General features: G+C 58.0%; 21 protein-coding genes. 9 read left to right on the top strand and 12 right to left on the bottom strand.

The window, feature by feature from the left end; all coding sequences use genetic code 11:
• The first annotated feature begins 73 nt into the window (after nt 1–73).
• Nucleotides 74–2,446, top strand: a complete 2,373-nt coding sequence (locus MTR72_RS21800) for a hypothetical protein (RefSeq protein ID WP_341510943.1) — start codon at nt 74–76, stop codon at nt 2,444–2,446.
• Between the two features lie 585 nt (nt 2,447–3,031).
• Here MTR72_RS21800 and MTR72_RS21795 read toward each other — a convergent pair.
• Nucleotides 3,032–3,472 (bottom strand): VirK family protein, encoded by a 441-nt coding sequence (locus MTR72_RS21795; protein WP_280968699.1) that lies wholly within the window; start codon nt 3,470–3,472, stop codon nt 3,032–3,034.
• A gap of 592 nt (nt 3,473–4,064) precedes the next feature.
• Here MTR72_RS21795 and MTR72_RS21790 point away from each other — a divergent pair.
• The 5 genes from MTR72_RS21790 to MTR72_RS21770 all read left to right on the top strand — a co-directional run bounded on the left by MTR72_RS21790 (nt 4,065) and on the right by MTR72_RS21770 (nt 9,866).
• The gene (locus tag MTR72_RS21790; RefSeq protein ID WP_280968698.1) at nt 4,065–5,030 is read left to right on the top strand and encodes a hypothetical protein; all 966 of its coding nucleotides are present in this window, start codon (nt 4,065–4,067) and stop codon (nt 5,028–5,030) included.
• Between the two features lie 1,708 nt (nt 5,031–6,738).
• Nucleotides 6,739–7,017 (top strand): hypothetical protein, encoded by a 279-nt coding sequence (locus MTR72_RS21785; protein ID WP_280968697.1) that lies wholly within the window; start codon nt 6,739–6,741, stop codon nt 7,015–7,017.
• 39 nt (nt 7,018–7,056) lie between these two features.
• Entirely contained in the window at nt 7,057–7,746 is a 690-nt protein-coding gene (locus MTR72_RS21780; protein WP_280968696.1) for a response regulator, read from the top strand.
• A gap of 64 nt (nt 7,747–7,810) precedes the next feature.
• On the top strand, nt 7,811–9,223 hold the full coding sequence (locus MTR72_RS21775) for a type II and III secretion system protein family protein (RefSeq protein ID WP_280970869.1): 1,413 nt from the start codon (nt 7,811–7,813) through the stop codon (nt 9,221–9,223).
• A gap of 10 nt (nt 9,224–9,233) precedes the next feature.
• A complete protein-coding gene (locus MTR72_RS21770; protein ID WP_341510942.1) occupies nt 9,234–9,866 on the top strand; it encodes a CpaD family pilus assembly lipoprotein in 633 nt (210 codons plus the stop codon).
• Between the two features lie 195 nt (nt 9,867–10,061).
• On the opposite strand, the gene MTR72_RS21765 is transcribed toward MTR72_RS21770, so the two are convergent.
• From MTR72_RS21765 to MTR72_RS21715, 11 genes are all read right to left on the bottom strand, one after another.
• Nucleotides 10,062–11,099, bottom strand: coding sequence for an EscU/YscU/HrcU family type III secretion system export apparatus switch protein (locus MTR72_RS21765; protein ID WP_280968694.1), 1,038 nt, complete (start codon nt 11,097–11,099; stop codon nt 10,062–10,064).
• Nucleotides 11,096–11,911, bottom strand: coding sequence for a type III secretion system export apparatus subunit SctT (sctT, locus tag MTR72_RS21760; RefSeq protein ID WP_341510941.1), 816 nt, complete (start codon nt 11,909–11,911; stop codon nt 11,096–11,098). The genes MTR72_RS21765 and sctT overlap by 4 nt, the downstream gene beginning before the upstream one ends.
• Nucleotides 11,912–12,624: 713 nt before the next feature.
• Complete coding sequence (locus tag MTR72_RS21755) at nt 12,625–12,900, bottom strand: EscS/YscS/HrcS family type III secretion system export apparatus protein (RefSeq protein ID WP_025038819.1); 276 nt, start codon at nt 12,898–12,900, stop codon at nt 12,625–12,627.
• Between the two features lies 1 nt (nt 12,901).
• Nucleotides 12,902–13,567 carry a type III secretion system export apparatus subunit SctR gene (gene sctR / locus MTR72_RS21750; protein ID WP_341510940.1) on the bottom strand — a complete coding sequence of 222 codons (666 nt, stop codon included), beginning with the start codon at nt 13,565–13,567 and terminating at the stop codon, nt 12,902–12,904.
• On the bottom strand, nt 13,560–14,615 hold the full coding sequence (sctQ, locus tag MTR72_RS21745; RefSeq protein ID WP_341510939.1) for a type III secretion system cytoplasmic ring protein SctQ: 1,056 nt from the start codon (nt 14,613–14,615) through the stop codon (nt 13,560–13,562). Before sctQ ends, sctR begins: the two co-directional genes overlap by 8 nt.
• A 57-nt stretch (nt 14,616–14,672) precedes the next feature.
• Nucleotides 14,673–15,209, bottom strand: coding sequence for a hypothetical protein (locus tag MTR72_RS21740; protein ID WP_280968691.1), 537 nt, complete (start codon nt 15,207–15,209; stop codon nt 14,673–14,675).
• Complete coding sequence (sctN, locus tag MTR72_RS21735; protein ID WP_341510938.1) at nt 15,185–16,540, bottom strand: type III secretion system ATPase SctN; 1,356 nt, start codon at nt 16,538–16,540, stop codon at nt 15,185–15,187. The genes MTR72_RS21740 and sctN overlap by 25 nt, the downstream gene beginning before the upstream one ends.
• A complete protein-coding gene (sctL, locus tag MTR72_RS21730) occupies nt 16,537–17,160 on the bottom strand; it encodes a type III secretion system stator protein SctL (RefSeq protein WP_341510937.1) in 624 nt (207 codons plus the stop codon). Before sctL ends, sctN begins: the two co-directional genes overlap by 4 nt.
• Nucleotides 17,157–17,777 (bottom strand): nodulation protein NolU, encoded by a 621-nt coding sequence (locus tag MTR72_RS21725; protein WP_341510936.1) that lies wholly within the window; start codon nt 17,775–17,777, stop codon nt 17,157–17,159. Before MTR72_RS21725 ends, sctL begins: the two co-directional genes overlap by 4 nt.
• Nucleotides 17,778–17,796: 19 nt before the next feature.
• Entirely contained in the window at nt 17,797–18,636 is an 840-nt protein-coding gene (sctJ, locus tag MTR72_RS21720) for a type III secretion system inner membrane ring lipoprotein SctJ (RefSeq protein ID WP_280970868.1), read from the bottom strand.
• Nucleotides 18,637–18,668: 32 nt separating this feature from the next.
• Nucleotides 18,669–19,190, bottom strand: a complete 522-nt coding sequence (locus tag MTR72_RS21715; protein ID WP_341510935.1) for a nodulation protein NolB — start codon at nt 19,188–19,190, stop codon at nt 18,669–18,671.
• 192 nt (nt 19,191–19,382) lie between these two features.
• Here MTR72_RS21715 and MTR72_RS21710 point away from each other — a divergent pair, with 192 nt between their 5' ends.
• From MTR72_RS21710 to MTR72_RS21700, 3 genes are all read left to right on the top strand, one after another.
• Nucleotides 19,383–20,084 carry a secretin N-terminal domain-containing protein gene (locus tag MTR72_RS21710; RefSeq protein ID WP_341510934.1) on the top strand — a complete coding sequence of 234 codons (702 nt, stop codon included), beginning with the start codon at nt 19,383–19,385 and terminating at the stop codon, nt 20,082–20,084.
• Nucleotides 20,085–21,614: 1,530 nt separating this feature from the next.
• The gene (locus tag MTR72_RS21705) at nt 21,615–23,414 is read left to right on the top strand and encodes an HrpF/NolX family T3SS translocon protein (protein WP_280968686.1); all 1,800 of its coding nucleotides are present in this window, start codon (nt 21,615–21,617) and stop codon (nt 23,412–23,414) included.
• Nucleotides 23,415–24,306: 892 nt separating this feature from the next.
• The gene (locus tag MTR72_RS21700) at nt 24,307–24,603 is read left to right on the top strand and encodes a hypothetical protein (RefSeq protein ID WP_341510933.1); all 297 of its coding nucleotides are present in this window, start codon (nt 24,307–24,309) and stop codon (nt 24,601–24,603) included.
• The last annotated feature ends 23 nt before the right edge of the window (nt 24,604–24,626 follow it).

Below are 24,626 nucleotides of genomic sequence, written 5' to 3'. Positions count from 1 at the left end.
CCCGGCCAGGTCAGGTTTTGGAAAGCTAACGTGAGTAGCGAAAGAACGAGGAAGGAAGCCAGCGGACTGCAGCATGGATCGATACAACGCGATCAACCCAGCGTATAAAGATTCCGCTGCATCAGATACCACGGTTGAACAGCCCAAAGAACCGCAAGCGGTATTCGAGCAACACTTGCGAGAGGTGCGGCAGCTCGGCCCGGTATATTCCCATAGTGGGCTTTATGACATCACCGAAGAAGACGATCGCCTCATCCGAGCAGCGTCTGGTGCTGCCCTTGACCGAGGCCCACCGCCAAAGGCGATTACCATTGAAATCTATGACCGTCGGCTTCGCAAATTGGCAGATCTGCTGAAGCAGTCTGGTCACTCGATTGCTGAGCTCGATGACGACACATTGCTCGAGCGCTCCAAGAAGCTACTGCCAGAAGACAAGGTCATCTTCTCTGCATTGTCAATGGTGAGTAGGTACCGGGAGCCAAGCGATACCGCTCCGCCCCCCACAACACATTATCGTCCGTCCAAGGAAGACGCCAACCTCATCAGAGAGGCGACCGAGGCGGGCTTTGGTCGAGCAATGGACGCAAAAACCGCCGGAAATTACGCTAGCAGTCTTCGCAAGCTAGCGACAGCACTGCGCCCCTTGTCGATTGCTAAGCTCAGCCACAAAGCGTTGCTTGGCCATGCCGATGCTTTGTTTCCGAAGGACAAGAAACTCATCTATGCGTTGAACAGGCTGAATGACTACCGCCGACTCGCGGGGCGGGACAACTCGCCGACTTACGGGAGCGCCTCGCGCCAGTCAATGCAGCCGGCCGCCGATTTGCCCGTCCAGCTTCTCGAACGTGATGAGCCTTTAGGAAACGCGGACGGCTCATTGCCGACGGGCGGTTTCAATGCTCAGCAGTTTTGGGAGGCAATGGGTTTAACCGCTCGTTCTCCGGCGCAGCTTGTCGCCCAGGATATGCTTTTCGACGCTGTGCACCAAAACGATGTGCCTCCACCTGCCAGCTTCGATGCGCCGGTACTTTGGCAGGGAATGCGTGCCGCCGCCCCCTCGCCCCTGCAGAGCTTTGCTCAGGAAGCGCTTTTCGATGCCGCGGATCGCGAGGGCCTGGCAGCGGCGTCCTTCGATGAACTCTTGCTTTGGCCAACCACGAGTTCGGTCACCCGCTCGCAGGTGCAAAGTGTCGCCCAGGAAGAGCTTTTAGATGCCGCCGATCGCGAGGGCCTGCCGCCAGTCAATGTACCGGTGCTTTGGCCGAGCATGAGTTCGGCCGCCTACTCGCCCGTGCAAGATGTCGCCCGAGAACAGCTTCTAGGTGCTGGCGATCGCGAGGGCTTGCCGACGACATCCCACGATGCACCGGTGCGTTGGCCAACCGCCGGCTCAGTCACCCATTCGCACGTGCAAAGTGTCGCCCAGCAAGAGCTTTTCGATGCTGCGGATCGAGGCCGGTTTGCGCCTGCTTTCGGTCTGGAGGCATCCAAGTTATGGACGGCAATGGAGGCGACAACCCATAGCGCCGGCGGAGCGGATCCTTTCGATGCCGTGATTTGGCAGCCCAGCTCACGGCCGCAGGGTCTCGCCTCTGAAAAAGACTTTGGACGGATGATGAATCAAGATGCGGAGACCGCCGGCGAGAACTTCGACGCCTCTTTGGCCGTTACCGAAGATTTTTCCCATGGCACCCAGCCCGCGCCGGACATGATGCGTTCCAAGCTCAGCCGCTGGGGTCAGATGCCGGATGCAGCAAAGTGGGTAAAGACTTACGACATTCACGGTGAACGCTATACGGGCGTGTTAGGACCGCGTGGGCGTAGCGATCTTCAGCTCATCCATCTGCGCTCTCCGGCTGTTGGCGATACATTTGACGTTTCATTCGCAGTGCCCAACGATTTTTCCCATCGCACCCAGCTGGCTCCCGACATGATGCTTTCCGAGCTGGGCAAGTGGGACTTCTTGCCTAATGCGGAATATCCGTTCATCAACTATGAGATTGGCGGCGAACGATATACGGCCGTGCTGGGGCCGAGAGGATCCAATGACGTTCAACTCATCCATCACCCAAGGTTCGCTTCGAGGAGTGACGCTGCGCTCGTGACGCCGACGGCTCCCCCGCATACCTACGGCCTCGCATCTGGGTTTGATCGGCCCTCCTGGTTCGAATTGCAGGCCCCAAACCTCCAACTGCCGCCCGCCGCGCCCGTCTCGGGCCATCACCCGCTCCCGCAAGTGCCTGAACTCGGAGAGTTGTTCGGCCACGACTGGAGGCACGGCCCGCAAGAAGCTTCGCCTCTCGTGATTGACATGCTCCAAAACCTGGGCCTTCTGCCGAGCCAGGGCGTCCCCATGACCTGCTTTTTGATCCACGGCGAGCCCTACACGGCTGAAAGTCTACCCGGTGGCCGCGTTCTTCTCTTCCATCGGCCGCAATTTGGCTGAACGATATGCTGTCAGCACCTCGGGCAGCCGCTCAAGCTCCCGAATCCACGTCGGATCGCTTATTTTCGTCAGAACCGCGTCGGCGGTGAGCAAACCCCTAGCGGCCATTCACAGCATGATCTTAGGCGGGATGGTTCAATCACCTTGCCGGCTGCATTCGGCAGCACGGAAGTTTCAAGTGAAAGACCCCCAAAAGACGCGGGATGAAAGATACGAGCTCATCCGAAATCACCACTTGATCGTTTGGAAATACACTCCCCAAAAGGACCGCGGACGGCGTGGGGACGTACCTTGCCCAGCTCATCTGGAGCGTTCAACTGAGAAGCCTTGGCTCGAACCCATATGATGACAGCCCGAACCGTCGATCCTCCAATCGCTGAGATCGAATGGAGATCGACGGCCCTCATGACTTACCTTGGTCGAACAGTAGCAAGTTGGCGCAACCCGATCCTTCCCAGACGAAAAGGGCGGCCAGAAAACCTCTGAGCTTCCCTGAGATCGAAAGGATCCGTGTCATACTGCGAAGGTCTCTACACGATTAAAGGATCAACTCTTCGGAGCGCCCCCTCTTCTCTGTGCTCTTCGTTACCAGATGAACTTTGCGCCATCCGGCAGTTCGCAGATGAATTCGCCCTGGTTCACGAGTTCGGTGGTTCCGACCACAAGCTTCGAGGCTCGCACCGTCAGCTTGCCTTCGCGGCTGAGGCTATGGCGGATGTACTCGGTCACGGCATGTCCAGAGCTGTCGACCGTTTGGTGAGCATTGGCGAAGCTGATTCCGTTCTGGACCGTCACCCTGAATGCATTGATAACCAGACCGGCTTGCGTCGCCGATGCAGGCTTGCCACCCTCCGCGGGGTTACAGCGGCTCATGTCCAGTATGAGCTTCACATTCTTTCCCGCCTGCAGGGCATTGAGCACCTCGGTGTATTTCGGCGAGGGCTCATCGGCTCTCGCCAGCGCGCTAACGCTCGCGACCGAAAGCAAGGACAACAGGATCGTCAGTCCTTTGCCGGTAATCTTCATATGCTCTTCTCCCTCGATAAGTACCACAGCTTACGTTTTTCAAGATGTCGTGCTCGCAAGTTGTTTGGCTTTCTTTCAGCAAACGCGCTCACGCCTGTACAAAAGCAGCCTGCCGCAATCAGGCGCAAGTGGTTGTGACGGCTATTCCGACATCACAACCTCGTAGGTCAGGTTTTCTGGGGGGCTTCGGCTCGCGGGCGTCGACTAGAACGATTCGTTTGATGGTCGGCCGTTTGGAACACAAAACGACGAGCGGTCGCGCTGGTCCACAGCAGGCCTAACGAGCGAGAAGATGCAGCCGTCACATCTGCACACGATCTACGAAAGAATCACTCGATCAGGCGCATCCGCTCGCTTGTCCTTCTTAGTCTCAAGGACTGTCTGCTCGAGGCGAGGCGTCCGCAATGAGGTGGTGGAGCGAACGCTTCGCGGCGGTCGACGCCCCCCGATCTCAACCTAATCGAATCAGCAGTGCCAGAAGCCACAAGGCAGCGCTTAAGCTAAATGGCCTCTTTCCGGTCCGTCAGCTTCTCGAAAGCTGCACCTGCAACAATCCATGCCGACAGCCGGCACTTCGAAGGGAGAGAGAGGGATGAATGTTGATCAGCGGAATGCCCCAGACGATTCCTTTGAGGTTCAGCAGCCGCACCACGTCGGTAGACAGCAGGACGAGCTTAGCGCCCAAAACAGCGCACCGACAAGTTCAGAAGCTCAAGCAAACTTTGAGCAGCAGCTGAATGACTTGGCTCGAGACGACTTGGATGCGCTTTACCCAACCTCGGAGTCAGTCTCCTTAGCAGCAGGTTCCGCGAGCACCGCGCCCTCATCTGCGCCAAACGAGGCGGCCTCGGGACCCAGTCGCTATCTAGCCGCATCATTCGTCAGTGCGCGCGCTCAACTTGCCGCAACACTGACAGGTGCAACTCTTGAAGCACTTCGGAACGAGATCGAACTTGCCGAGCAGCAAGCAGCACGTTGGTCATCGGCGACCGAAGGTGCCATTGATCGAGATCGCGTATTCGACGACGTAGCGGGGTCGTCATATGTCACACTGCGGCGCTTTCAAAATCAGGACACTGATTGCAAGCCTCACACGGAAGAGAACACGAGTGCAATATCTCATGTCCGCAACACGGCTCGGGATCATTCTTCCGTTGGAGATCCTCTGGAGCGGTATCCGATGGACCGGGCCCGCCAAGCTGGTTGGCATATGCGGGGGAAGACAACAGCCTCACCCTTCGTATCGTTAGTCGAAGATCCGTCAAAGCTCGTCGTCTCTCGCGATCCGTGGGCGCGAGCGATTGCCAACAATGCGGAAATGCTACACACCTATACTGTGCCGAAGACCGCTGTCTGGACGCCCGACGACGTGCTGAGTAGCATTGGGCTTGGAATGAACGTCGAGGATCAGGACAACATCGATAGGGATGTCGATCTGATGTGCTCGCTGGGCAGAACGCCGACCCGGGAAACCGAGCGCCTGTTCCTTGGAGGCAATTTGGAAAGCTACCGCACCAGTAGCGAAGCAAATCCCTACAAGCGCGAGAGTAATGACTAGACGGTCGATCGCGCCATTTGGCAGGTTTGTTGGCGATCAAGCATCAAAATGACCTCCGACGAAGAACTGAAAAGCGGCGCATCAGCTCCGCCTCATGCACAACAGATGAATCGTAATCGGGGGCGACCGACGGGCCGTTCAAGGCGCTGATCGAGCCGTACCGCGGTAGACGCCTACGAATGAAGGTCGGGAGGACACCGACCTTGTCCCCTCTTCCCTTTTCGCTCGTTGGGACATCGCGGCATCTTGGATGCATGTGATATTCGGCGGCAGGAATTGTTTAGCCGCCCTCAGGGGGCTGGCAGGCGGATTTGGTGAGGTAAGCTGCTGAAAGCGCAGCATCCCTCGCGTTAGCTCACTCCTTCTGAAATGATAGCGCCGTCAACCAACAGTGTTTCGGCTCTGATCGCATCATTCATTCACTCACCCGTAGCAAGCAGCGCTATTAACCTACAGCCGATCCGCAACCTGGATGCGTTCCATCAAAACAATCGATTTTGCCGAACATACCCAAAGGCCTCATAGTCGATCGCAATGTATGGAGACCGCATTCAAGATGACGTCTGGCAATCGATTCTCTCCTCAGCCCCTTGCCGAACAACTTGGCTCGCGCGATCGGCAGTCTGCATCTCGGACGTTAGGTCCTGCGCGTCACATCGACGTCCTGCCCCCGCCACGGTTTTCCCACTAAATTGCCGAGTATGAGGCGGATCGGATTGGCCGACCTTGGCGTCATAGCCGAACGACTGCCTCTTCGCGCGCTTCAAGGCGTTCTGGCGCTACGCTTGATTGGACGGACAAATGCTGACGACCTTGGACGGAGCGAGATTGACCCTCGCACAGCCCGACGGCATGGCCGCACTGTGTCATCATTGCCTCACAAGGATTCCGATGTTGATGGCACCGATACAAAGAGTCCTTAAAGACACTTGAATCTGACCCAGCGTCAGATTGTAGGATTTCCGACAGTCTCGCGACAGACTCCACTCGCGTGAACTCTTCGTGACAGGTAGCAACAAATTGCGAACGTTTCAGAACCTCAATGCTCGGCCGATGCGCCTTGTGACACTACTCGACTGCTCCGATTCAGAGCTTGCATCGTTAATCGGCTCTGTGAGCGCAGGACGAAGCGTGTTCTTCGCAGCCAGACCAGCATCCAGCGCACAAGAACAACGCGAGCGATCGCGCTACCGATCACAGGCTGAGTCCAAGCTCGAGACTAGATCGTTCTCGCGCTGTTCAGGCCGTCTGACGAAATGGAGTCGGCGTCACCAGCCCAGACAATGCGCGACAGCAATGCCAGGCTCGATTTGTCCTTCCTTGGCAGCCCTCGCTCGGCTGGCGCGGAGAAGATCTCGGAAGCGACCGAGCTTGAGGACGGTTGACGCCTTGTTTGGCCATCACCGGCTAGCGAGACAATGTCTAACCGCCGATGGGCGTGTTGATCGTTGCGTCGTATCTCGGCCTTTTACAGCCCATTGTCCGACGCATAGCGCGTGAACTATCTTCAACGCGGAAAACTTGTATCGTGGTGACTTGACGACACTACAGGCTCAACGGCCTTGCAGGACTGACCGCGGATCAAGACGATTTGGGAGTTCCAATGTCGGTTTCGCAAGTCCGTTCGGTGGCAAATACAACCGCTCTCGCCTGCGTTTTCCTTTTGCTCCGCCGATGTGGCGCGACTGCCGCTGCAGGCGTTCGCGCAATGCATGCGGCCACCGCTATGCTCGGCCCGCAGACGAATCAGCACATCGCCAGGGCCCTCAGCCTCGTGAGAGATTGCAGATCTCTTGCCGGCGTAAGGGAGATTTTGAGCCGCGCCGCGGGCTCGAACCATCCGCCGCAGGCCGCCGCCTATTCGCTGACGATGGACGTGCAGACATTGGCTGCCTGCCAACAAGCTCTTGCGTATCGCGCATGGCTTTTCGAATTCACGCCAAAGGGGCATCCTCTGGGTTCCGCCGAACCTTCTGGTCAAGCGTGACACGCTCAAGTCCTGCCGAGGATGGACGAGAGGCGGTGAATGCGAATTCTCCTGGTTGATCATCATGCGGACTTTGGCCGCGTCGTAAAGGAGGCGCTGCTGAATTGCGGGTTCGCCGTCGACGTGACGCGGACGCTGGATGAGGCGTCGGCCGCGTTGGATTGCGCGAACTACCACATGATACTGCTCGAATCCGTCTTGCCCGATGGAGATGGTTTGGACTGGTTGAAGCAGTTGCGGCGCGAAGGACGATCAATGCCGGCAATGATGATGAGCAGTCTCAATGATCTCAGCCGGCGAATCGCGACCTTCAATGCTGGCGCGGATGATTTCTTACCCAAGCCTGTGTCGATCGACGAACTCATTGCTCGCATGCGGGCCATCTTGCGACGGTCAACGCAAATGACCGCGCCGGTCGTCACATTCGGGAATCTGCATTTCGATCCGATCGCGAGACAAGTCTCTGTCGGTGGTCGAATACTGAGAATTGCGCGCCGCGAAGTGTGCATTCTTGAACATTTGCTCAACCGCGCGGGCCGTACCGTGCCCCGCACAGCGCTCGAAGAAAGCTTGTATGCATTTGACGACGAGGTCTCGACCAATGCGCTGGAAGTCGGGATTTACCGCTTACGAGCTCATTTGAACCAGGCGGGAGCAACGCTCAGGATCAAGACCGCGCGCGGTGTCGGCTACACCCTTGAACTCATCGGCGCAGCATCGGCTGCCTAGCGAACTTGAAAGCAGCACTTCCTTGAACTTCGTTAACAATGACGCCGGCGCTGATGGGCCGTCGATGGTCGCCAGCGGCTCGCATTATGCCGCTTTTCCCCGCCTCTGCTACGCCCTGTGCGCAGTCGCTCTGCTACTTCCGCTTGCTGCCGCAGCTCAGGCAAAGCGAGATGGCAAAGGAGAACCGCCACGTGCGGCGCCTGGCAGCACCACCGGCACGCTCAACCTTACCTCCTCACAGGGCAAGACAGTTCATCTGACCGGACCGGCTGCGAGCATTTTTATCGCCGACCCGGCCATTGCGGATTATCAGGCGCCGTCGAACACCACGATTTTCGTGTTTGGCAAAAAATCGGGACGGACTAGCCTGTTCGCCCTAAACGACAACGGAGAGGCTCTCGCCGAGCTGCGTGTTGTCGTCACCCAACCGATCGAGGATCTGCGGGCCGCGCTGAAGGCCGAGGTCGGCGACTATCCGATTCAGGTCAGCTATACCCCGCGCGGCGCGATCCTTAGCGGTACGGCGCCTAATGCCGAGGTCGTCGAGACCGCCAGGAAGGTCACTGAGCAGTTTCTTGGGGCTGGCGCGCTGGTTGTCAACAAGATCCAGGTCGCCGGCTCATTACAGGTGAATCTCAGCGTACGGGTGGCAGAGGTCTCCCGCACCGCCGTCAAGGATCTCAACATCAACTTCACCGCCTCGAGCCCAAACGGCGCTTTCCTTGTCACCGGCAAAGGGGGAGGGTCCGGCGCAGCCGGCGGCGGCGGCACGATCGGGATTGGGTTTAGCGCCGGCAACACCAACTTGAGCGCTGTTCTGGACGCTCTCGCAAGCGAGCACCTCGCCTCAATCCTGGCTGAGCCGAATCTGACGGCGATGTCCGGCGAAGCCGCAAGCTTCCTCGCCGGCGGCGAATTCCCCATTCCGGTGATGCAGGACAACCGGCAGGTTTCGGTCCAATTTCGTCAGTTCGGCGTGAGCCTCGAGTTCGTTCCGACGGTTCTCAACAATAATCAGATCAATGTCCGTGTGAAGCCCGAAGTCAGCGAACTGTCGAGCGAAGGCGAAGTCAAAATCAATGGCATGGCGGTCCCTGCCCTCTCGACTCGGCGGGCGAGCACCGTGGTCGAGCTCGCCAGCGGTCAGAGCTTTGCAATCGGCGGCCTCATCAGGCGCAACTTCAACACTGATATCGGCGAGTTTCCCTGGCTCGGCGATGTGCCGATCCTGGGCGCACTTTTTCGCTCCTCATCGTTTCAAAAACGTGAAACCGAGCTGGTCATTATTGTCACGCCCTACATCGTGCGGCCCGGACCGAATCCGAACCGGATGAGTGCGCCGAGCGACCGCATCTCACCGCCCTCAGACGCGGGGCGGATTTTGACGAACACGGTGGCCCGGCCGCCGCGAGAGCGCGATGCGCCTCGCGCCAGCGCACCAGGATTGACCGGCAGCGCCGGCTTTATTATCGAATGAGGATCGCCAAATGACTTTGCGACATCTGTGCTACCCGATCGTTATTGGAGCAACATTGGGGGGCTGCGCAAATACTGCCTCGATCCAGCCCGCGCCGGCCGACCAAGAGATCCAGGTCGAGCAGAAGAGTAGCGTGCTGTTCCTGCAGAGCCTTCGTGGCCCCGAACGGCATCGGCTGCGAAGCTTTATTGCAGCGACCAGTCGCGGCCGGCGGGACGCCCTCCATGTGGGTGTCATCGGCCCACCCAGACTCATTGCACAGGTGGCCCACGAGGCTCGCGCCATGGGCGTTGCCACCTACAACATCCGCCTGTCCGCTTCTCGTGTGGATTTGCCGGCTCGTTCCGGGGTGAGGATCGAAGCGATCACTTTCGAAGCTCATCCTCCGGTCTGCCCCTTGCTCTCCATCGTCGGTCCTACGGTGAACGACAATTCGTTCAATCCAACCCTTGGCTGCTCAGTCCGGAATAACCTCGCGGTCATGATCAATGATCCTGGCGACTTGTTAGGCAATCACGCTGTCATGCCGACCAGTGGTGATCGTGCAGTGCTTCCCATCACCGCACGTGGGGCAACGACGGTGGGCAATAGGAGCAATTTGGAGGATGAAACCCATAACAGGGTTGCGCCAGAAACCCAATAAGCGGCTCGTAAGACCCGAGCAGCATGAACGTCGGTTGGCATTCTGGTCCATATCAGTTTTGGAATCGGCCGACGAGCCTCCTGGAATCCAATCTTTGCTCGGTCCTTTTCTTGGGATCGTGCTGCTTGCAGATCAGGTTCTGGGACAGTTGGGTCGTTGACCACAGATTTGAGCGCATCGCTGTTTTGCGCGACGCTAAACGAGGCCGGCGGCAAAGACTGCCTTTGCAACCCTCTCGAAACACTCCATCGGAACGGCCTTGCCCATCGCACCTTTTCGGATCAACTGATGCGCCAACACATGATCCTCGACAATGCTCAGACGTTGGGCGCGGGCCTCCGCCAGTAACTGTGAAGCCGTTTCGCCCTCACCGCGGCACACCAATACCGGGACGCCGGTCTCGCCCCGAACGTAGCGCAGCCCAATCAACGTCGCTCGCCCCGTCAGTATCACTGTCGCCCGATGGACGCCAAGCGGAGACTCGTTCGCCGACTCCCGGCGGAGCCTGCGGTGTTCACCCCTGATCTGCGGATTACCATCCTGTTCCTTGGACTCGCGCTTGGCTTCGCTCTGCGTCATGCGCATGTCGCGCAAGAACAACCAACGCTGAATGAGCAGATCAGCCAAGCCGCCAATCAGAAGAGCGCCGGCAGCGATCGCGATCAGCACTTTGAGCTCTTTAAAGACAAAACCAAAGCAGCTCAAATCGCAAACGGGCAAGTATACCAGTGCCCTCCAACTTGCGAGCACAGTGAAAACGAACGTAGCGCCAAGAACCAAAACTTTGACGATAGACTTTCCAAGCTCGACAACCGACCGCTGGGAGACAATCCGCTTCAGCCCTTTGACGGGATCCAATTTCTCAAAGCTGGGTTTAAGCGGCTCAACCGAAATCGTCAGCCCGCCGCCGGCCAAGACACCGGCCAGAATCGCCGCAACCACCGCCGCACCTAGGATGGGGGCCGCGGCTGCTATAGAAAGGTCCATCAATCCGAGCAACGCCTGCCGGACCGCACTGTTGAAGGGCTGTTCCTGCAGCTTGTCGATGAGCCGCACGGCTTCGCGCCATCCGTCTTCGATCGGGCCGGCCCTGAAGCACAGGCAGCCGAAACCAGCGCAAAGGCTTGCGGCGGTCACAAAGTCGGCGCTGCGCGGGCTCTGCCCTTTCTTACGCGCGTCCCTCAGCTTCTTGTGACTTGGTGGAAGGTTTTTCTCTTCGCCCGTGTCGTTCATTTCAAGAACTTCTCGAGCCACTCCAGCACGCCGTTGAACCGAATGATCTCTGCTCCCATATATTCGATCAGGAAAACGGCGTAGCTGACCATGATGATGCCAAAGGCGGCATTCTTGATGGTCGGAGAGAGATCGTTCAGCTTGATTTGCGGCGCAAAGCGTCCGAGCAGCATGAGGGATACGTCAATCAGAAGCAGCAGAGCCAGCACGGGCCCGGCGACCACGAGGGTCGTATGCATGATATGGTCGAGGAGCCCGATAAACTCCATGGCCCCTTGCTGGGTCAGGGGCGGTAGCAGCCGATACACGGGCCAGATCAGATAGCTTCCATAGAGGCATTTGACCATGGTCTGCAGACCTCCTGATACAACGAAGATCGTAACCGCGGCAGTCCCGAGAAAGAGCCCCATCGGGGCGGTTTGACTGCGTGTCGCAGGATCGTCCACCTGGCTGGAGATGCCGCGCTGGGTATCAATGATGTCACCAACGGCCTGGATGCTCCAAAGCGGTATACTAAGCAGAAAACCGAACAGCAGGCCGATAAATATCTCCTTCAAACCGAGGAGCGAGACCGCAATCATACGGGTGCCCGGATCTAGTGTCTGCAAGCCGTTCCTGATCTGCATCAAGCAAGGCAATCCAATCACAACCGTCGCGCTTGCGCGGATAATCCCGCTAATGTGCGGTCGCGTGAATACCGGAAGAACCAGCATAATGCCGAGGGCCCGGGCCGCGCCAAGTCCGGCCGCAACGACGAACTCGACAGCAGTCTGAACCAGAGTTTGCGTCTCGGTGGGTGACAAGACATCCATTTGCGCTCAGCTCGTCGTTCGCTTCAGCCAATGCAACCGTCGCACTCGCGTCGACATGATGTGAGACGTCAAGAACTCTGCAGATCAGCGACCCTCGTGTCCCAGCGGTTGCAGAGCGACACGCATCCCACAAGCTAGATGACTTCGGCTTCAACCATCCATATAGCTAGAGCCATCCGGCGCAGAGGTATAACCATTCGATGAGAGCACCGGCCAAATCGCGCCGCTGCGCGGCCTACAAGCCAAGCTTTTTCGGCTCTCACCGGCCGCAGCGCGGTTTGGTGATCTGAGGGCCTCGAAGCTTCCATCAATTTCTCAGTCTATGGAGATCGGTCTCGAGCGGCACCTTCATTCGCAGGCTCATTCACCAGAACGCCAGAATCGTGGGGCCGCTTGCAATCAAAGCGGTTCGCCCGTTCACTTGCGTCGACAACTCGCCAGGCTGTGCATCGAGGACCGGGTCTCAGCAGGTAATTCCATCACATCGTAAGAAAAACCTGAATCGAACGGATAGAAATTCCAAATGGGGTCATTCTTCCTCCGAATACGGCAGGCTCATAGAGCCGAACAGGACAGTTCGGATGTCTATCCGTCTCATAATAGTGAGGCGAGCTTTCGATAAGCTGACGAACTCGCCCTTTTGTGGTTCACAATCAAGGCCAACAAACGCGACGCTATAGCTGAAACTTAGACAGGCTTGCGTTCCGCGCGCACTAATACCTCGCTGTGAGCGCGGGGAACTCAGTGAAGATATGCTGGGCTTGCTCGATCAGCGGCGCGCTCAGGACCGGGGCAAACAGAACGAGCACGGCGACGACGACGAGGAGCTTCACGGTAAGCGGCAAGGTTTGATCCTGGAGCTGGGTTGCTGCCTGCACGATGCCAATACCCAATCCGGCCACGAGGGCTGCCAGGAGCGGCGGTAGAACCCAGATCATGAACAGGACTAATGATCGGCTCAGGTGGGTAAGGATGCTGGCCTCGTCCATCTCACCCCCCCGGGGATGCGTAGCTTAAGACCAATCCGTGCATGAGCCGCGACCAGCCGTCGATTGTGACGAACAGAAAGAGCTTGAAAGGAACGGATATCATTGTTGGTGATACCATTGACATGCCCATGGCCATCAGAATTGTCGTCACAATCAGGTCGATCGTGATGAACGGAAGATAGAGAAGGAAACCGATTTCAAACGCACGCTTAAGCTCCGAGATCAAAAAAGACGGCACGAGGATCGCAAAATCATCGGCTGTTGCGTTGGCGCGCATCTCCTCCGACCAGATATGTTCAGTCGACGACAGGAAGAACGTGCGCTGCTCCTCAGTGGTGAACTTTTTGAGATGGGCGCGCAGCGGCTCGCTGCCCTCCTTGGCGGCGGTCAACCAGTCATCGGCGGTTTGGTAACGAAGTTGCGTATCGGTCAGGCGGTTGTAGGTTTGCTCGAATACTGGGGCGCCTATGAACACGGTAAGGATCAATGCAGCACCATACAGAACGATGTTAGGTGGTATGGACTGAGTGCCGAGCGCGTTGCGGATCAGGAAGAGAACGACGGAAACCTTGATGAACGCCGTTGTTGTGACAACTGCGAACGCCAGCAGGCCAAGGCCGGCGGTCGCCGCAACAAGCGCAAGGATGCTCGGTTGAATGTCAACCATTGACCGCCAACTTGCCACGTAACCGGATGCCCAACGCTTCACCGACACGTACGATGTCGCCGCGGCCGATCAATTGACCATTGGCAACAATATCGACCGGACCGTCCACCGGCCGGCCAAGCTCGAACACATGCCCCTCGTTGATGCTTCTCAACGTACCCAGCGGGATGGGCCAGCGGCCGCATTCGAACACAAGCGTGATCTCAACACTGTCGATGTCGGCTTCCGAGGGCGGGATTGCTTGTTCAGCTTGGGGGCGTATCGTCATATTTGCATACCTTAGAGGATGGGACTGCAGGCGGAATGGTCCCCGAAGGATAAGTCTGTCGCCCGCGACCTGCGCCGGCGCCCACAACTTGTCCGCAGCGAGGATGAGCTGGCCATGGGCAAAGGGAATGACGTCGGGCAGCAGTGCGTCGCCGGGCTGTGCTTGGCGAAGACGCTTGATGGGCGCGCGCAGCGAGCCGATCTCTGTCGCAATTACGACCGGCAATTCCGAAGAAATCTTGCCTAAATCTCGCGGTAATTGGCCGATCAACTCGCCTAAGACACGAAACGCAGACGGAACCAGACCGTCAAGAGGCGCGAACAAGAACAGGCGGGCCTTGGCCGCCAGCGGCCCGAAAGTAACGTCGAACTCCAAATAGGGGTCTTTGGCCGTTGCGTCTTCGACGCAGATCAGCTGCAAATTCCGCGCGAGCACGATCTCTAATGGAGCGAGCCAAGGTTCCAGTGCAAGTTCGAGAAGAAGCGAGCGGGTTGGGTCGGAAGGTAAAGTAAGGCCATCCTGGACCGTTGAAATCAGTGCCTCGACGAGAAGGCGGGGCAAGGACAACACAGCGGTCTCGCCTCCGGCGCAAAATACGCAGTCGAGCATCGATATGGCATATGGCTCGGCCTGCCAAACAAGCCGGCTCATACGGATCGATAGCGGCTTATCGCCAATGCGGCTCTGCAGAACCGTGCGCGGTGCGGCGATCTCGTTGAGCCAGGAGACCACTTTATGCGACAGCTTTGCCGCTGGCTGAAATAGTGCGGGTTCACCCATGGCATTTATCGACAGGTTCCGCGGGCGCAGCTCGCGACGTGATAAGAGAACCAGCCATTAGTTTGAGCCACCGACCGCCTGGCTGCGCGAACCAGCCTGATATCGGAGCAAAACCTCATCGTCGGCATCGATTTCGGCTGCAAACTCCGAACGGACAGCGCTAGTGCGCTGGACATCGCCCTCAATCTCCTGCCATTTCTGGCTCGCCGCCGAACGCTTGGCCCATATGGTCCGCGCTTCATTCACTGCCCGCTGGGCCTGCTCATGCGCGATGCGCGCCTGCTCACGCGCCTGGCGTGCCGATTCGATCTCTGCCGCCAGCCGCCCAAGGACGAGTTGACAGCGACGATCGAGCTCGGTCACGGACACCATCTCGAGCGACGCCAGCTCCTGATAAAGTTCAGCTTCGGCCTTGGCGCGACGATTCTCCGCGCCTTTGAGATTCTCAGACGCTCGCTGCAGCGCTGCGACCGCAATTTGGCGCCTGTCTTCCATGTTCGACAACTCACGAAGCGCGCTTCGCTCTCTCATGTCTTTCACCAGCCGCAATTTTGACGCTTGCACGAGATTCAGGCCGTCAGACGCGACATCCATGAAACGGTCTCCTCAAAGCTACACGGCTCGTCCTGTCCCTGGCGCAAGAATGCGCGCAGTTCCTCGATTGACTCGATTGCCCGATCAGTCAGTGGATCGCTGCCCGCCTTGTATTCACCGACCTTGATCAGGAACTCAGCCTCATTGTAGCGCGAGAGCAGATCGCGGAAGGCGGATGCCGCCTTGCGATGTGGACCAGAGGCGACCGCATCCATGACACGACTTCGGCTCGACAGCACGTCGATGGCGGGAAAATGCTCTCGCGAGGCCAGCGCGCGCGAAAGAATGATATGACCATCGAGAATGCCGCGCGACTCTTCGGCGATCGGATCGCCCGTGCCGTCACCTTCGACAAGCACGGTATAGAATGCCGTGATCGAGCCCCGCTCGCCCATACCGGCTCGCTCCAACAGACCAGGAAGCAGCGCAAAGACGGAAGGAGGAAAGCCGCGCCGGGTGGGAGGTTCTCCGGCGGCCAGGCCGATTTCGCGCATCGCACGGCTAAAGCGCGTCAGCGAATCCATCATCAGAACGACCTGCAGCCCTTGATCACGAAAATACTCGGCGAGTGCGGTCGCCATATGAGCGCATTGCGCCCGCTCCATTGCCGATCGATCGGATGTCTCAACGACAACGATCGTGCGAGCGAGGGCATCTCCAATATGACGTTCGATGAATTCACGCACCTCGCGTCCACGCTCCCCTATGAGCGCAACCACGGTGACATCGGCAGCCGCGCCTTTTACAATTTGCGACATCAGCGTCGACTTACCGCAACCGGCATCTCCATAGATTCCGATTCGCTGACCTTCGCCACACGTCAGAAGTCCGTCCAGCACGCGAACGCCGAGCGGAAACGGCTGCTCGATGCCACGCCGCCTCATCGGGTTGGGCGCCTTGCCGCGGAGCGGACAAGTGTGGACCGTCTTTATCGGCCCCTTGCCATCGAGTGGACGGCCGAAGCTATCGATCACGCGGCCGAGCAGGTCGGGCCCGACTGACACTTCCTGCATGCGCCCGGTCGGGAGCACTTCCGCGCGGTGGGACAAGCCTATCATATCGCCAATGGGCGTCAGCAACACCCCGTCCGGCAGCAAACCGATGACTTCCGCCTCAAGTGACCATCCGGAAGCGTGATCCTGCAACAGGCAAAGTTCTCCAACACGGGCCCCTGGCAACACGGCATGGAGCAAGGTGCCGATCGCACGCGTGATCCGTCCCCGCACGGCACGCGTATCGACATCCTTTGCTGCGAATCTCAGAGATGCTATCGCCGCATGCACATCTCCTTCTCCGCCCGCTTGATCATGGCCTGATCGTTGCGTCGTCACGGATAGCTTTCCTGAGAAGATGGATTAAGGCCGAGACGCAATGTGCGGAGCTGCGCGGCAAGTCCTAAATCGACACTGCCGAACTCACTCCACAGAACGCACTGGTCCGGCCCCACGGCAGGGTCCGGATCAATTCTGACTTTCGGCCGACCATTCGTTCCATCGAACGCCAGGAATTCATGTCTTAGTGCATCAGCGTTCACGGGAGACACGTGAAGGCATACTTCTGCGCTGCCATATCTTTTCTCGACGGCGTGACGAACGGTCCTTACCAACATCTCACCCGGATCAAAGGAGCCCAACAAATCGGTCAATATCTCAATGACGAGCTGTGGTAACTCCTGTTGCAGAACGGCTTTTCGCCGGGCCACATCGGAAGCAGCTCGGGCAATCAGCTGTGCCATTTCGTCCGAGCCTGACCTTAGACCCTCGCAGTGCCCGCGCTCCCGCTCCTGCTGATAGGCCTTCCTTGCCCAACTGCGAACCTGCCGCAGGTATCGCTCGGCTAGCGCGCGCGTCTGCACCGCATCGTACCAGATGCCAAGTTCCGCGGCTGGTATGAGCGGACCAAGCGGCCGTATCCGCGGGCTATCTGGCAAGACTGTTTCGTTGGCCGTCATGCCGCTGGCTCCTCCGTGGCCAAGTGGGCCACCACCAAAGACAGTAACTGACCCGCTGAGTTGTGGTGTTCGGCTGCTGGGGATTCGGCGGTGGTCCCCACAGGTAAGCGGAAAAGAACGCGCACACGGTCAAGCTCTGATGCGTCCTTGAGCCAAGCGCCAAGGCAGGCACATCCGTCATGTTCAATCTGGCTCGCCAGCTTCTGCGGATCGTCAATCGATGTGGTTGCGACGGCGCTGGATAAGTGCCGGATTGCGAAAGCATGTGCTTCGGCACCAATATTTTCGATCAGAATCGCTACATCATGCCTTGACACAAGCTTCAGCACCGAACGGGCATGCCAGATACTGCCAGCGAGCAGCGCCGCCCGACGCGGATCATGCCCGAGCAGAACGTCCCTGCCCCAGTCGGTTCCGTTCGAAACCAGCTCACTACCTAGCAGCAATTCGACCAGTCTTTGCTGCAGTCTCGGAGACTTCTGCAACTGCAGCACTGTGGCGGCCGACAGGAGCCCATCAAGATGGCCGGCAAACCGGCTGGGATGGATCAAAGCGGCAAGCTCGCGCAGGCGATCGGAAGGCGGGTTGAGTGAATAACTTGGGTTAGTGGATGCCATCGATACGGGCCTGCTGCCGCTATTTCGGATCGGAGGAGAGCTTTTTGCCGGCGGACTGGACCGCTGGCTTGCTGGCATCTCTGCCGAAACTTGTCACTTTGCGCCAGGATTGACGAAGCTGTCGCCCACGTGTGCTCAGCAGCACGTAAGATAGAATGCCCAACGCGGCGAGCCCACCTCCTGCACCGATCGCAATGTGGGTTGCAATGAACTTGGTTGGTTCGGCGGAAGCTGCCGCTGGCCCAACGGAGACCTCATGCTGAGCCCGCTCAACCGGCACGAACACGACCGCCACCTTGTCGTATGATAGACCTTCGATGCTGTTGGCGACGAGCATCTTGATCTGCGGCAGCAAGGCTGAGAGCTTCGCGTTCGAGGCGTATCGAATGAACACCGACGCCGAAGACGGGGTTGCATCCTGTCGCAAAAGATCATTCTTCGGCAGAACGACATGAACACGGGCGGAGAGAACCCCATCGATATCGTTGATCGTGCGCGACAATTCTTCACTGAGAGCATAGACGTAGCGGGCTCGCTCCTCAACCGGAGAGGCAACGAGGCCCGCCCCCTTGAACACCTCACCAAGGCTCTTGAAGGGTTGGCGCGGCAAGCCCTGGTCATTCAGAAGCTCGATTGAGTAGGCTAGCTGCTTTTCTTCCACCTGAATTGTGCTGGTCCCATCCTTACCGACAACACGGATGGCATCGACACCCTTGCTCAGGAGCAGCCCAAGCATCTCGTTGGCTTCGCGCTCTTGAACTTTGGTATACAGATCAGCTTTGCAACCGGCGAGGGTCAGCAAAAGCGGCAACAGGACGAGAGCATGAAGCCGCTTTCTTGCGGGACAGCCGTTACAGATCTTGTCTTTCGTCAAGACAGCCAACGGCCCGCTCAGCCCGCCGATAGAAGCTTGTTCAGAGATGAACTGACAGCACCTGTCCCCTTGGAAAGGAGCGAAACCTGGATGACGCCGTTGTAAACATCCCGCAGATTCGCCAGCGCCGAGTCGAAATGATCCGCACCTTCCGGTTTGCCCGCTGGATGTACCTCGACTTGCTGTACACGCAAGACTGGTTGCGCTGCCGGCCCAAGCTGGAGACTCTTGGTAGGATCAGGCTCGCCGACGAGCGTCGGCGAAACTGCACCCGACGGAATTGGTTTGCCCTGATGGATAGCAGAAATGCTCTGAAGGACGCGATCGCCGAGCGGGCTCGCCGACATGACTGCGCGCTGTACTTCCGGCAGCAATGGAGCTGGCGCGCGCTCGGTCACAGAAGAGGCGGCATCTTGGTTCGAGGCCGCCTGCGCAAGACTCTCATCAAACTGGGCGTGTGCCGGCGAACAGCCGTTGGAGGCACACTCGACGGAGTTGGCAGGGATCGACGTAATGCCAAACAACATGGAGGAAATCATTTCTGTCACGTAGTGAGGTGAGCCCGTCAGTTCACACGAACGGGCTGGCACCTTAGAGAAGCAAGCTGACCAAAAACTGACGAGCAGCTGCCATCTAATGATCACGGTCAGCTTCCAATTTACGACGAAGCAGCGGCTTCCAAATTTTGGGACGAATTCCGGTGCTTGTTCTCAAGCGTAAAAATAGCAGGAATGCTCATTCCATCCACAAGGCGGCACATCTTGAAGAAACTTCTCTATGTTGGTGTTTTCATTTGCTTGGGCGTCGTCGAGGCGCTCGGCGCTCCGCTGGCGCTGCCATCGACGCCTTATAGTTACACAGTTCTGGATCAGGACCTCGCGGCCGCACTGCAGGAATTCGGCAACAACCTAAATATCAGAATCAATGTCAGCACCGGGGTGAAGGGGCGGATTCGCGGGCGAATGCCCGATCTCCCACCGCGAGAGTTCCTCGAACGGTTGATCAATCTCTACAATCTTCAATGGTACTACGATGGGCTGGTGCTCTATGTATCCGACGCGCATGAGGCGCAAAGCCGCCTTTTGGTCTTGAGTCCAATCAGCTTTGATGCGCTCAAGGCGGCACTCGATGCGCTCAACATCTCCGACGAGCGTTACATCGTGAGAGCCGTCCCGGGAGATGGCCTCGTCTTCGCCTCTGGTCCACCCCGCTTTGTCGCGCTTGTGGAGCAAACACTCAAAGGACTTGCGGCGGAGGCACAGGCACGGCGAAACCCGAGCGGTGGCGAAAAGCCACCGCACGAGTCGGTTTTGATGCTGTTTCGGGGATCCTCCAGCGTGGTCATTCGCGAAGGACGACCGAATGACGCTCCTCCGCCGGAGGCACCACGTCATGACGGCATGGTCCACCTACCCGATGCAGGTGAGAAATGACCTGATGACAACAGATCGCCTACGAAGAGGTGTAATGCGTCTGTTTATGCCCTCTGTCAGCTTTTCGAAAGCTACTGCTGCCATTGTCAGAGCGCGGATATGTAGATGGCCGATGCCGCAGGGCGGCGCAATAAACGTCCTGGCCGGAGCCACGGATGCGAACCAGAGTCCTGGCCAGCAGCATCGGCGACCGTGCTTTGCCGCTTTAGCGCCTCGTGCGACCTTTGCGAGCTTTTGAACAACTCTACGAACTCTGCCATGCAAATGAGCTTCGTCCCAAAAGAATGAAAGCCCCTCCGTTGTCCAAAAGGAGGAACAGGATGGACTTCAACGCGCTAAGCCCCGCGGACAACAGCCCAGCGTCCCACTCGTCCTCGTCGCCCGCCGGTCCGAGAGAGTCGCATTGCATAAAATACCCGAATACAGCCAGGACCTAATTTGGCAGGAACTCGGAGGCAGATCATCGCGTGTCGAGCCATCATTGAGCGGCGGCGAGCGGACCAATTCCCAACAGCCCCGCTCAGCATCGCGTGGACGCCTCCGATTTCGGCCACGACCTTGTTTGGCAAGATCCGGGTCACCTCACGCTGGACCGTCTCAAGCGGAGCTCGTGTTGCCCGCACGGGTTGCTCCGCCGGAACTTGGAGATTTCGCCATGGCGAACGGCGTCGCGCCAGGGACGAGTGGGTCTTCACTGGCCAAATCGCTACGCCTGCTCAGATCGAAATGCTAAAAAGCCGCGATCTCATACCGACCAGGGCTGCCCGGACAACCACGTTCACCAACCTGGGTGTGCCTCACGGGCGGAATGGCGAGAAGGAGGTTTTATTCGTCTCAAACGATCGCTAGACTCTGACCTTTGGCCTGTAGGTTCGAGCGAACACTCGCCAAGCGGATAAGCATGATGACATAAAGAATGCCAGGCGCAGCTGAGCTTCGATCCGCTCGGGGCAACATGGTCCGCACAATACCGTCGGACTCTTTCGAGCATCTACGCCAGTCAATCTGATACGATCATTCTGTATCTGGCTCATCGGGCAGACGCCAACACTCTCGTTGGGCGCAGGCGCGAGGTCGCTAGGCGTGGGTGATTTCACCATAAGAGGCTGCGGAGACCTGCGACGTTGATGCAGGAATCAGCGCACGTGACCATCCGCAGAGCGGCAGATTCGGGTTCATTAATTCGACCTAGTTGGCGTGGAGGCGAGCGGTCGAAACAAAACAGGCAAGCCGATTCCGATATCAAGAACCATGACCGCCTTTCACACTGCCATTTCGCGTCTCGTTATGAAACCTCTGAATGCCGTCAGCTTTTGGAAAGCTAATCGAACCTACCATAGGGCGTGAACATCTAGACGGCGATGTGCCTATAGATTGTAGCGGAACTGAGCGCTGGGACGCACTGAGCAATCGGAAGCAAGTGGTAGGTGCCATCGATCCTATCAACATTTATTGCTCATTGTTCGTCGCGATTCTCGGGCTGCGCCACATGACCGGCTTGTGGTGCGATCTCAAATCAGAGGACGTATAATGTCAGTCAACAACCTGTCGCTAATCGCCAGCTCCACTTTGTCCGGGCTGGCGCCCGGGCCTTCATCGGCGCGGGATCTTTCAAATTTCGAGGCCATGCTGGCTAGTTTCTCGTTGAAAGACAAAGTCGATGACCATTCCGCACCGCAGGATCCGGCGGCTGCAGACTCAGCCAAGCAGCTGACGGAGGAACTCACGCAGGAGGTGCGGAACATCCTCCCGCCGGAGGTCAAGGCCGCACTGGACGCATGTCAGCAGGCGCCAGAGCCATCCTCCACTGAGTCCTCCTCCGCTGCGAGCGCACCGAAGATTGCAGAGGCACCCGTACAAAGCTCCAGGATCACGTGGAACAGCGGCACGTTGACTCATGCCGAGCTGCAGATTGTGTCGGTGCTGAACCGACACAAAGACAAATGCCCGCTGGATTGGAAATCTCTTGGAGATTTGGCCAACGATCCCTCCACACCACCGGATCTAAAAGCCGCGATCGAGGCTCTGCAACAGGACCCAGAGCTCTTCTATGCGATAGGCTCGCAAGGTGACGGCCGCTGCGGCGGGAAGATTAAAGCAGGTGATCTCTCCGGCTTCTCCGATCACCACCCTCAGGTTGGTGCGTTCCAGGAGCAGCGGGCAAAGAGCTATACGCAAAACTACATCCCTTCCGACGGCACCGGCAATGGCGAGCCATCGGTTATGACCCAGACCGATGCATTGCGCGAGCTCTATCGGTATTCCGACAACCTGCCTAAGAACCTGAGCCTTGCGGATTTCAAGCGGATCGTCGACGGCGAAGCCAAAACCGGCAAATGCCCGCCACAGGTCCTCGCGGCCGCTCAATACTTCCTCGATCACCCGGATGAATGGAAGCAGTTGTATGGTGGCTCGATAGACAAGGTCCACAAAGAGGACTTCCTGCAGATTGCTTCATCATCGATGAATCTCACGCAAGCCGAGCTCGATACGCTCAATACGATCAACAAGAACCAAAACGCTTTCTTCGGGAACGGTGATCTGACCCGGGAAAAGCTGGCGAGCATGGTCGATGATAAGAGCCTCACGCCCGAGGTGCGAAAGGCGGCCTCCCAGCTGCTCTCCGATCCTGTGTTGTTCGGGTTGATGAACAACGCGATTACGGGCTACAAAACCCACCATAAGTTCTTCGACTTCGGCGGCGGGCATACGGTCGATTCCGGCAACATCAGCAGCAGCGACTTCAACCAGTTCTTCAACAACATGTCGGGTGCGAACCGCACCGTCCACCAAGTGAAGACGCATGCCGTCCGAACGCCTGCCGAGCAGGACGCGGTCGCGGACATGACGATGGGCGTGGCAGACCAGCCCGACATCAAGTCTGCCAAAAAGAACGGTGGCGCCTTCATGCACGCACTTAATGACGTGCTCAAAGTTGGCTCTAAGGTATTCGACTGGGCCGCGACAGCAGTCGGTGTCCTTGGCTTCATTCCAGGTTTGGGTGAATTGGCCGATCTGGCGTCAATGGTGCTCGAAGCCGAGGCGCAAGCTGCAAATCTTCTTCACACTGCCATCAGTGGCGGCAACATAAAGCAAGCGCTGGAAGAAGCCGGGCTGAGCCTTGCAGCACAGGCGGTGGGCTGCATCGCCGGACCTGAAGTCAAATTAGCAATGCGAGAAGGCTTGGTGAAGCAGGCAATTCAAGAAGCCGCGACGGCCGGCATCAACCTGCCGGTTTCGGTGGCCCAGTCCTACGCGGAGGATTATTTGAATAACCTCAAGGCTCGCATCGAGTCCGAGCGCTTGCAAGCTGCAGGCGCTTACGCCTAGTCGGAGCGACGCTATCTTCTCAGGATCACGCTGGAAACTGAGCTTGCGCGACCTCCGCGCGGTTGGGCTCTCTGCCGAGCAGTAGGTCGCGCAAGCTCCACCAGCATACTTGAGACCGCCCCCGAATCCGAGGAACTTATTTCGGCCCGTCGCTGCGCACAAACTATTTTGGCCGCACTCGATCGTTCGAATCCGACCTCAAGCCCGGTCTGCCGCTGTGAAGTTCCATTGACTGCATACGCCGCCTGTCAACATCGCGATGCATTAACAATACCCGATAGACGGCCACAGCCGCGGAGCCAGCCGATTGCGCAAGGATCGAGAGCACATTGGTCCAAAGCGGTAGAGCCGAAGGGCTCTTTCTCGAGCAGCGGGCTCCTGATCGGTCTCCCTGAAATGGGTCGCGATTGACGGATCGCCATGGGCCAGCCAGGGCCGATGGACCGCTCTGGCCGCTGAATCGGCCGTCACTCTGGCTTTCAGCCTCGCTCCCGACGAGGTCAAGCTCCGTGCCGCATCGCCTGACCGCAAGCAAATTGTCGAAAGAGCTCGGAGGCATCGCAAGAGACATGAGCCCGAGATTGCAGCACGTCGAGCCCAAAGCGCTTTTATTAGTGGCGGCTTTGATATTTCGCCAATTGAACGCTTTCGAAGCGATGAGCAACGTGCTCACCCGATCAAGCTCCACAAACGATTGTTTGTCTTAACCATCTGATCTCCAGCTTTCGCCGGCAGCCTTTCAAATACGGTCTGCTGGTGAAACGTTTAATGACGATCCACCATCGGCTCATTGTATTTTCTACGACTCGTCAGCTTGTCGAAAGCTAATACCTGCAGAGTGGAGGGTGGAAACTGCCTCGATTGGCACATTGAATTGACATAGGAGAACCCGATGCGCGTTACGAGCTCTGGCGCCGCTGGGCACGTTGATGCTGACCTCCATGCGGCTGGCGGCAAAAGCGGCGGCAAAAAAGCATCTCACAAGCCTGGCGAGCGCGACGATCATGGCCGATCGCCTGATGCAAACATTCCCGTAAACGGCGGCGCGTCCACTCCGGGCGGTAGCTCGCATGAAGCCGCTATGCAGCAAGCGTTCAGCGTCGCTCTTGGAGCCGTTGCTCTCCAATTTGCGAATAGTGCAATGAGCCGTTTCGACGATGTCATGGCCGAGACAGAGGAGGATTCCTGACGTCGCATGTTGCGACGTTAGGA

This window comes from Bradyrhizobium sp. ISRA442 (genome assembly GCF_038085055.1).
Taxonomy (GTDB): Bacteria; Pseudomonadota; Alphaproteobacteria; order Rhizobiales; family Xanthobacteraceae; genus Bradyrhizobium.
This window is presented reverse-complemented; position numbering and strand designations above follow the sequence as displayed.

What these genes read in the sequence shown, in the direction of transcription:
- MTR72_RS21800 (WP_341510943.1), top strand. Translation starts at nt 74, where the DNA reads ATGGATCGATACAACGCGATCAACCCAGCGTATAAAGATTCCGCTGCA.
- MTR72_RS21795 (WP_280968699.1), bottom strand. Translation starts at nt 3,472, where the DNA reads ATGAAGATTACCGGCAAAGGACTGACGATCCTGTTGTCCTTGCTTTCG.
- MTR72_RS21790 (WP_280968698.1), top strand. Translation starts at nt 4,065, where the DNA reads ATGAATGTTGATCAGCGGAATGCCCCAGACGATTCCTTTGAGGTTCAG.
- MTR72_RS21785 (WP_280968697.1), top strand. Translation starts at nt 6,739, where the DNA reads ATGCATGCGGCCACCGCTATGCTCGGCCCGCAGACGAATCAGCACATC.
- MTR72_RS21780 (WP_280968696.1), top strand. Translation starts at nt 7,057, where the DNA reads ATGCGAATTCTCCTGGTTGATCATCATGCGGACTTTGGCCGCGTCGTA.
- MTR72_RS21775 (WP_280970869.1), top strand. Translation starts at nt 7,811, where the DNA reads ATGGTCGCCAGCGGCTCGCATTATGCCGCTTTTCCCCGCCTCTGCTAC.
- MTR72_RS21770 (WP_341510942.1), top strand. Translation starts at nt 9,234, where the DNA reads ATGACTTTGCGACATCTGTGCTACCCGATCGTTATTGGAGCAACATTG.
- MTR72_RS21765 (WP_280968694.1), bottom strand. Translation starts at nt 11,099, where the DNA reads ATGAACGACACGGGCGAAGAGAAAAACCTTCCACCAAGTCACAAGAAG.
- sctT (WP_341510941.1), bottom strand. Translation starts at nt 11,911, where the DNA reads ATGGATGTCTTGTCACCCACCGAGACGCAAACTCTGGTTCAGACTGCT.
- MTR72_RS21755 (WP_025038819.1), bottom strand. Translation starts at nt 12,900, where the DNA reads ATGGACGAGGCCAGCATCCTTACCCACCTGAGCCGATCATTAGTCCTG.
- sctR (WP_341510940.1), bottom strand. Translation starts at nt 13,567, where the DNA reads ATGGTTGACATTCAACCGAGCATCCTTGCGCTTGTTGCGGCGACCGCC.
- sctQ (WP_341510939.1), bottom strand. Translation starts at nt 14,615, where the DNA reads ATGGGTGAACCCGCACTATTTCAGCCAGCGGCAAAGCTGTCGCATAAA.
- MTR72_RS21740 (WP_280968691.1), bottom strand. Translation starts at nt 15,209, where the DNA reads ATGGATGTCGCGTCTGACGGCCTGAATCTCGTGCAAGCGTCAAAATTG.
- sctL (WP_341510937.1), bottom strand. Translation starts at nt 17,160, where the DNA reads ATGACGGCCAACGAAACAGTCTTGCCAGATAGCCCGCGGATACGGCCG.
- MTR72_RS21725 (WP_341510936.1), bottom strand. Translation starts at nt 17,777, where the DNA reads ATGGCATCCACTAACCCAAGTTATTCACTCAACCCGCCTTCCGATCGC.
- MTR72_RS21715 (WP_341510935.1), bottom strand. Translation starts at nt 19,190, where the DNA reads ATGATTTCCTCCATGTTGTTTGGCATTACGTCGATCCCTGCCAACTCC.
- MTR72_RS21710 (WP_341510934.1), top strand. Translation starts at nt 19,383, where the DNA reads ATGCTCATTCCATCCACAAGGCGGCACATCTTGAAGAAACTTCTCTAT.
- MTR72_RS21705 (WP_280968686.1), top strand. Translation starts at nt 21,615, where the DNA reads ATGTCAGTCAACAACCTGTCGCTAATCGCCAGCTCCACTTTGTCCGGG.
- MTR72_RS21700 (WP_341510933.1), top strand. Translation starts at nt 24,307, where the DNA reads ATGCGCGTTACGAGCTCTGGCGCCGCTGGGCACGTTGATGCTGACCTC.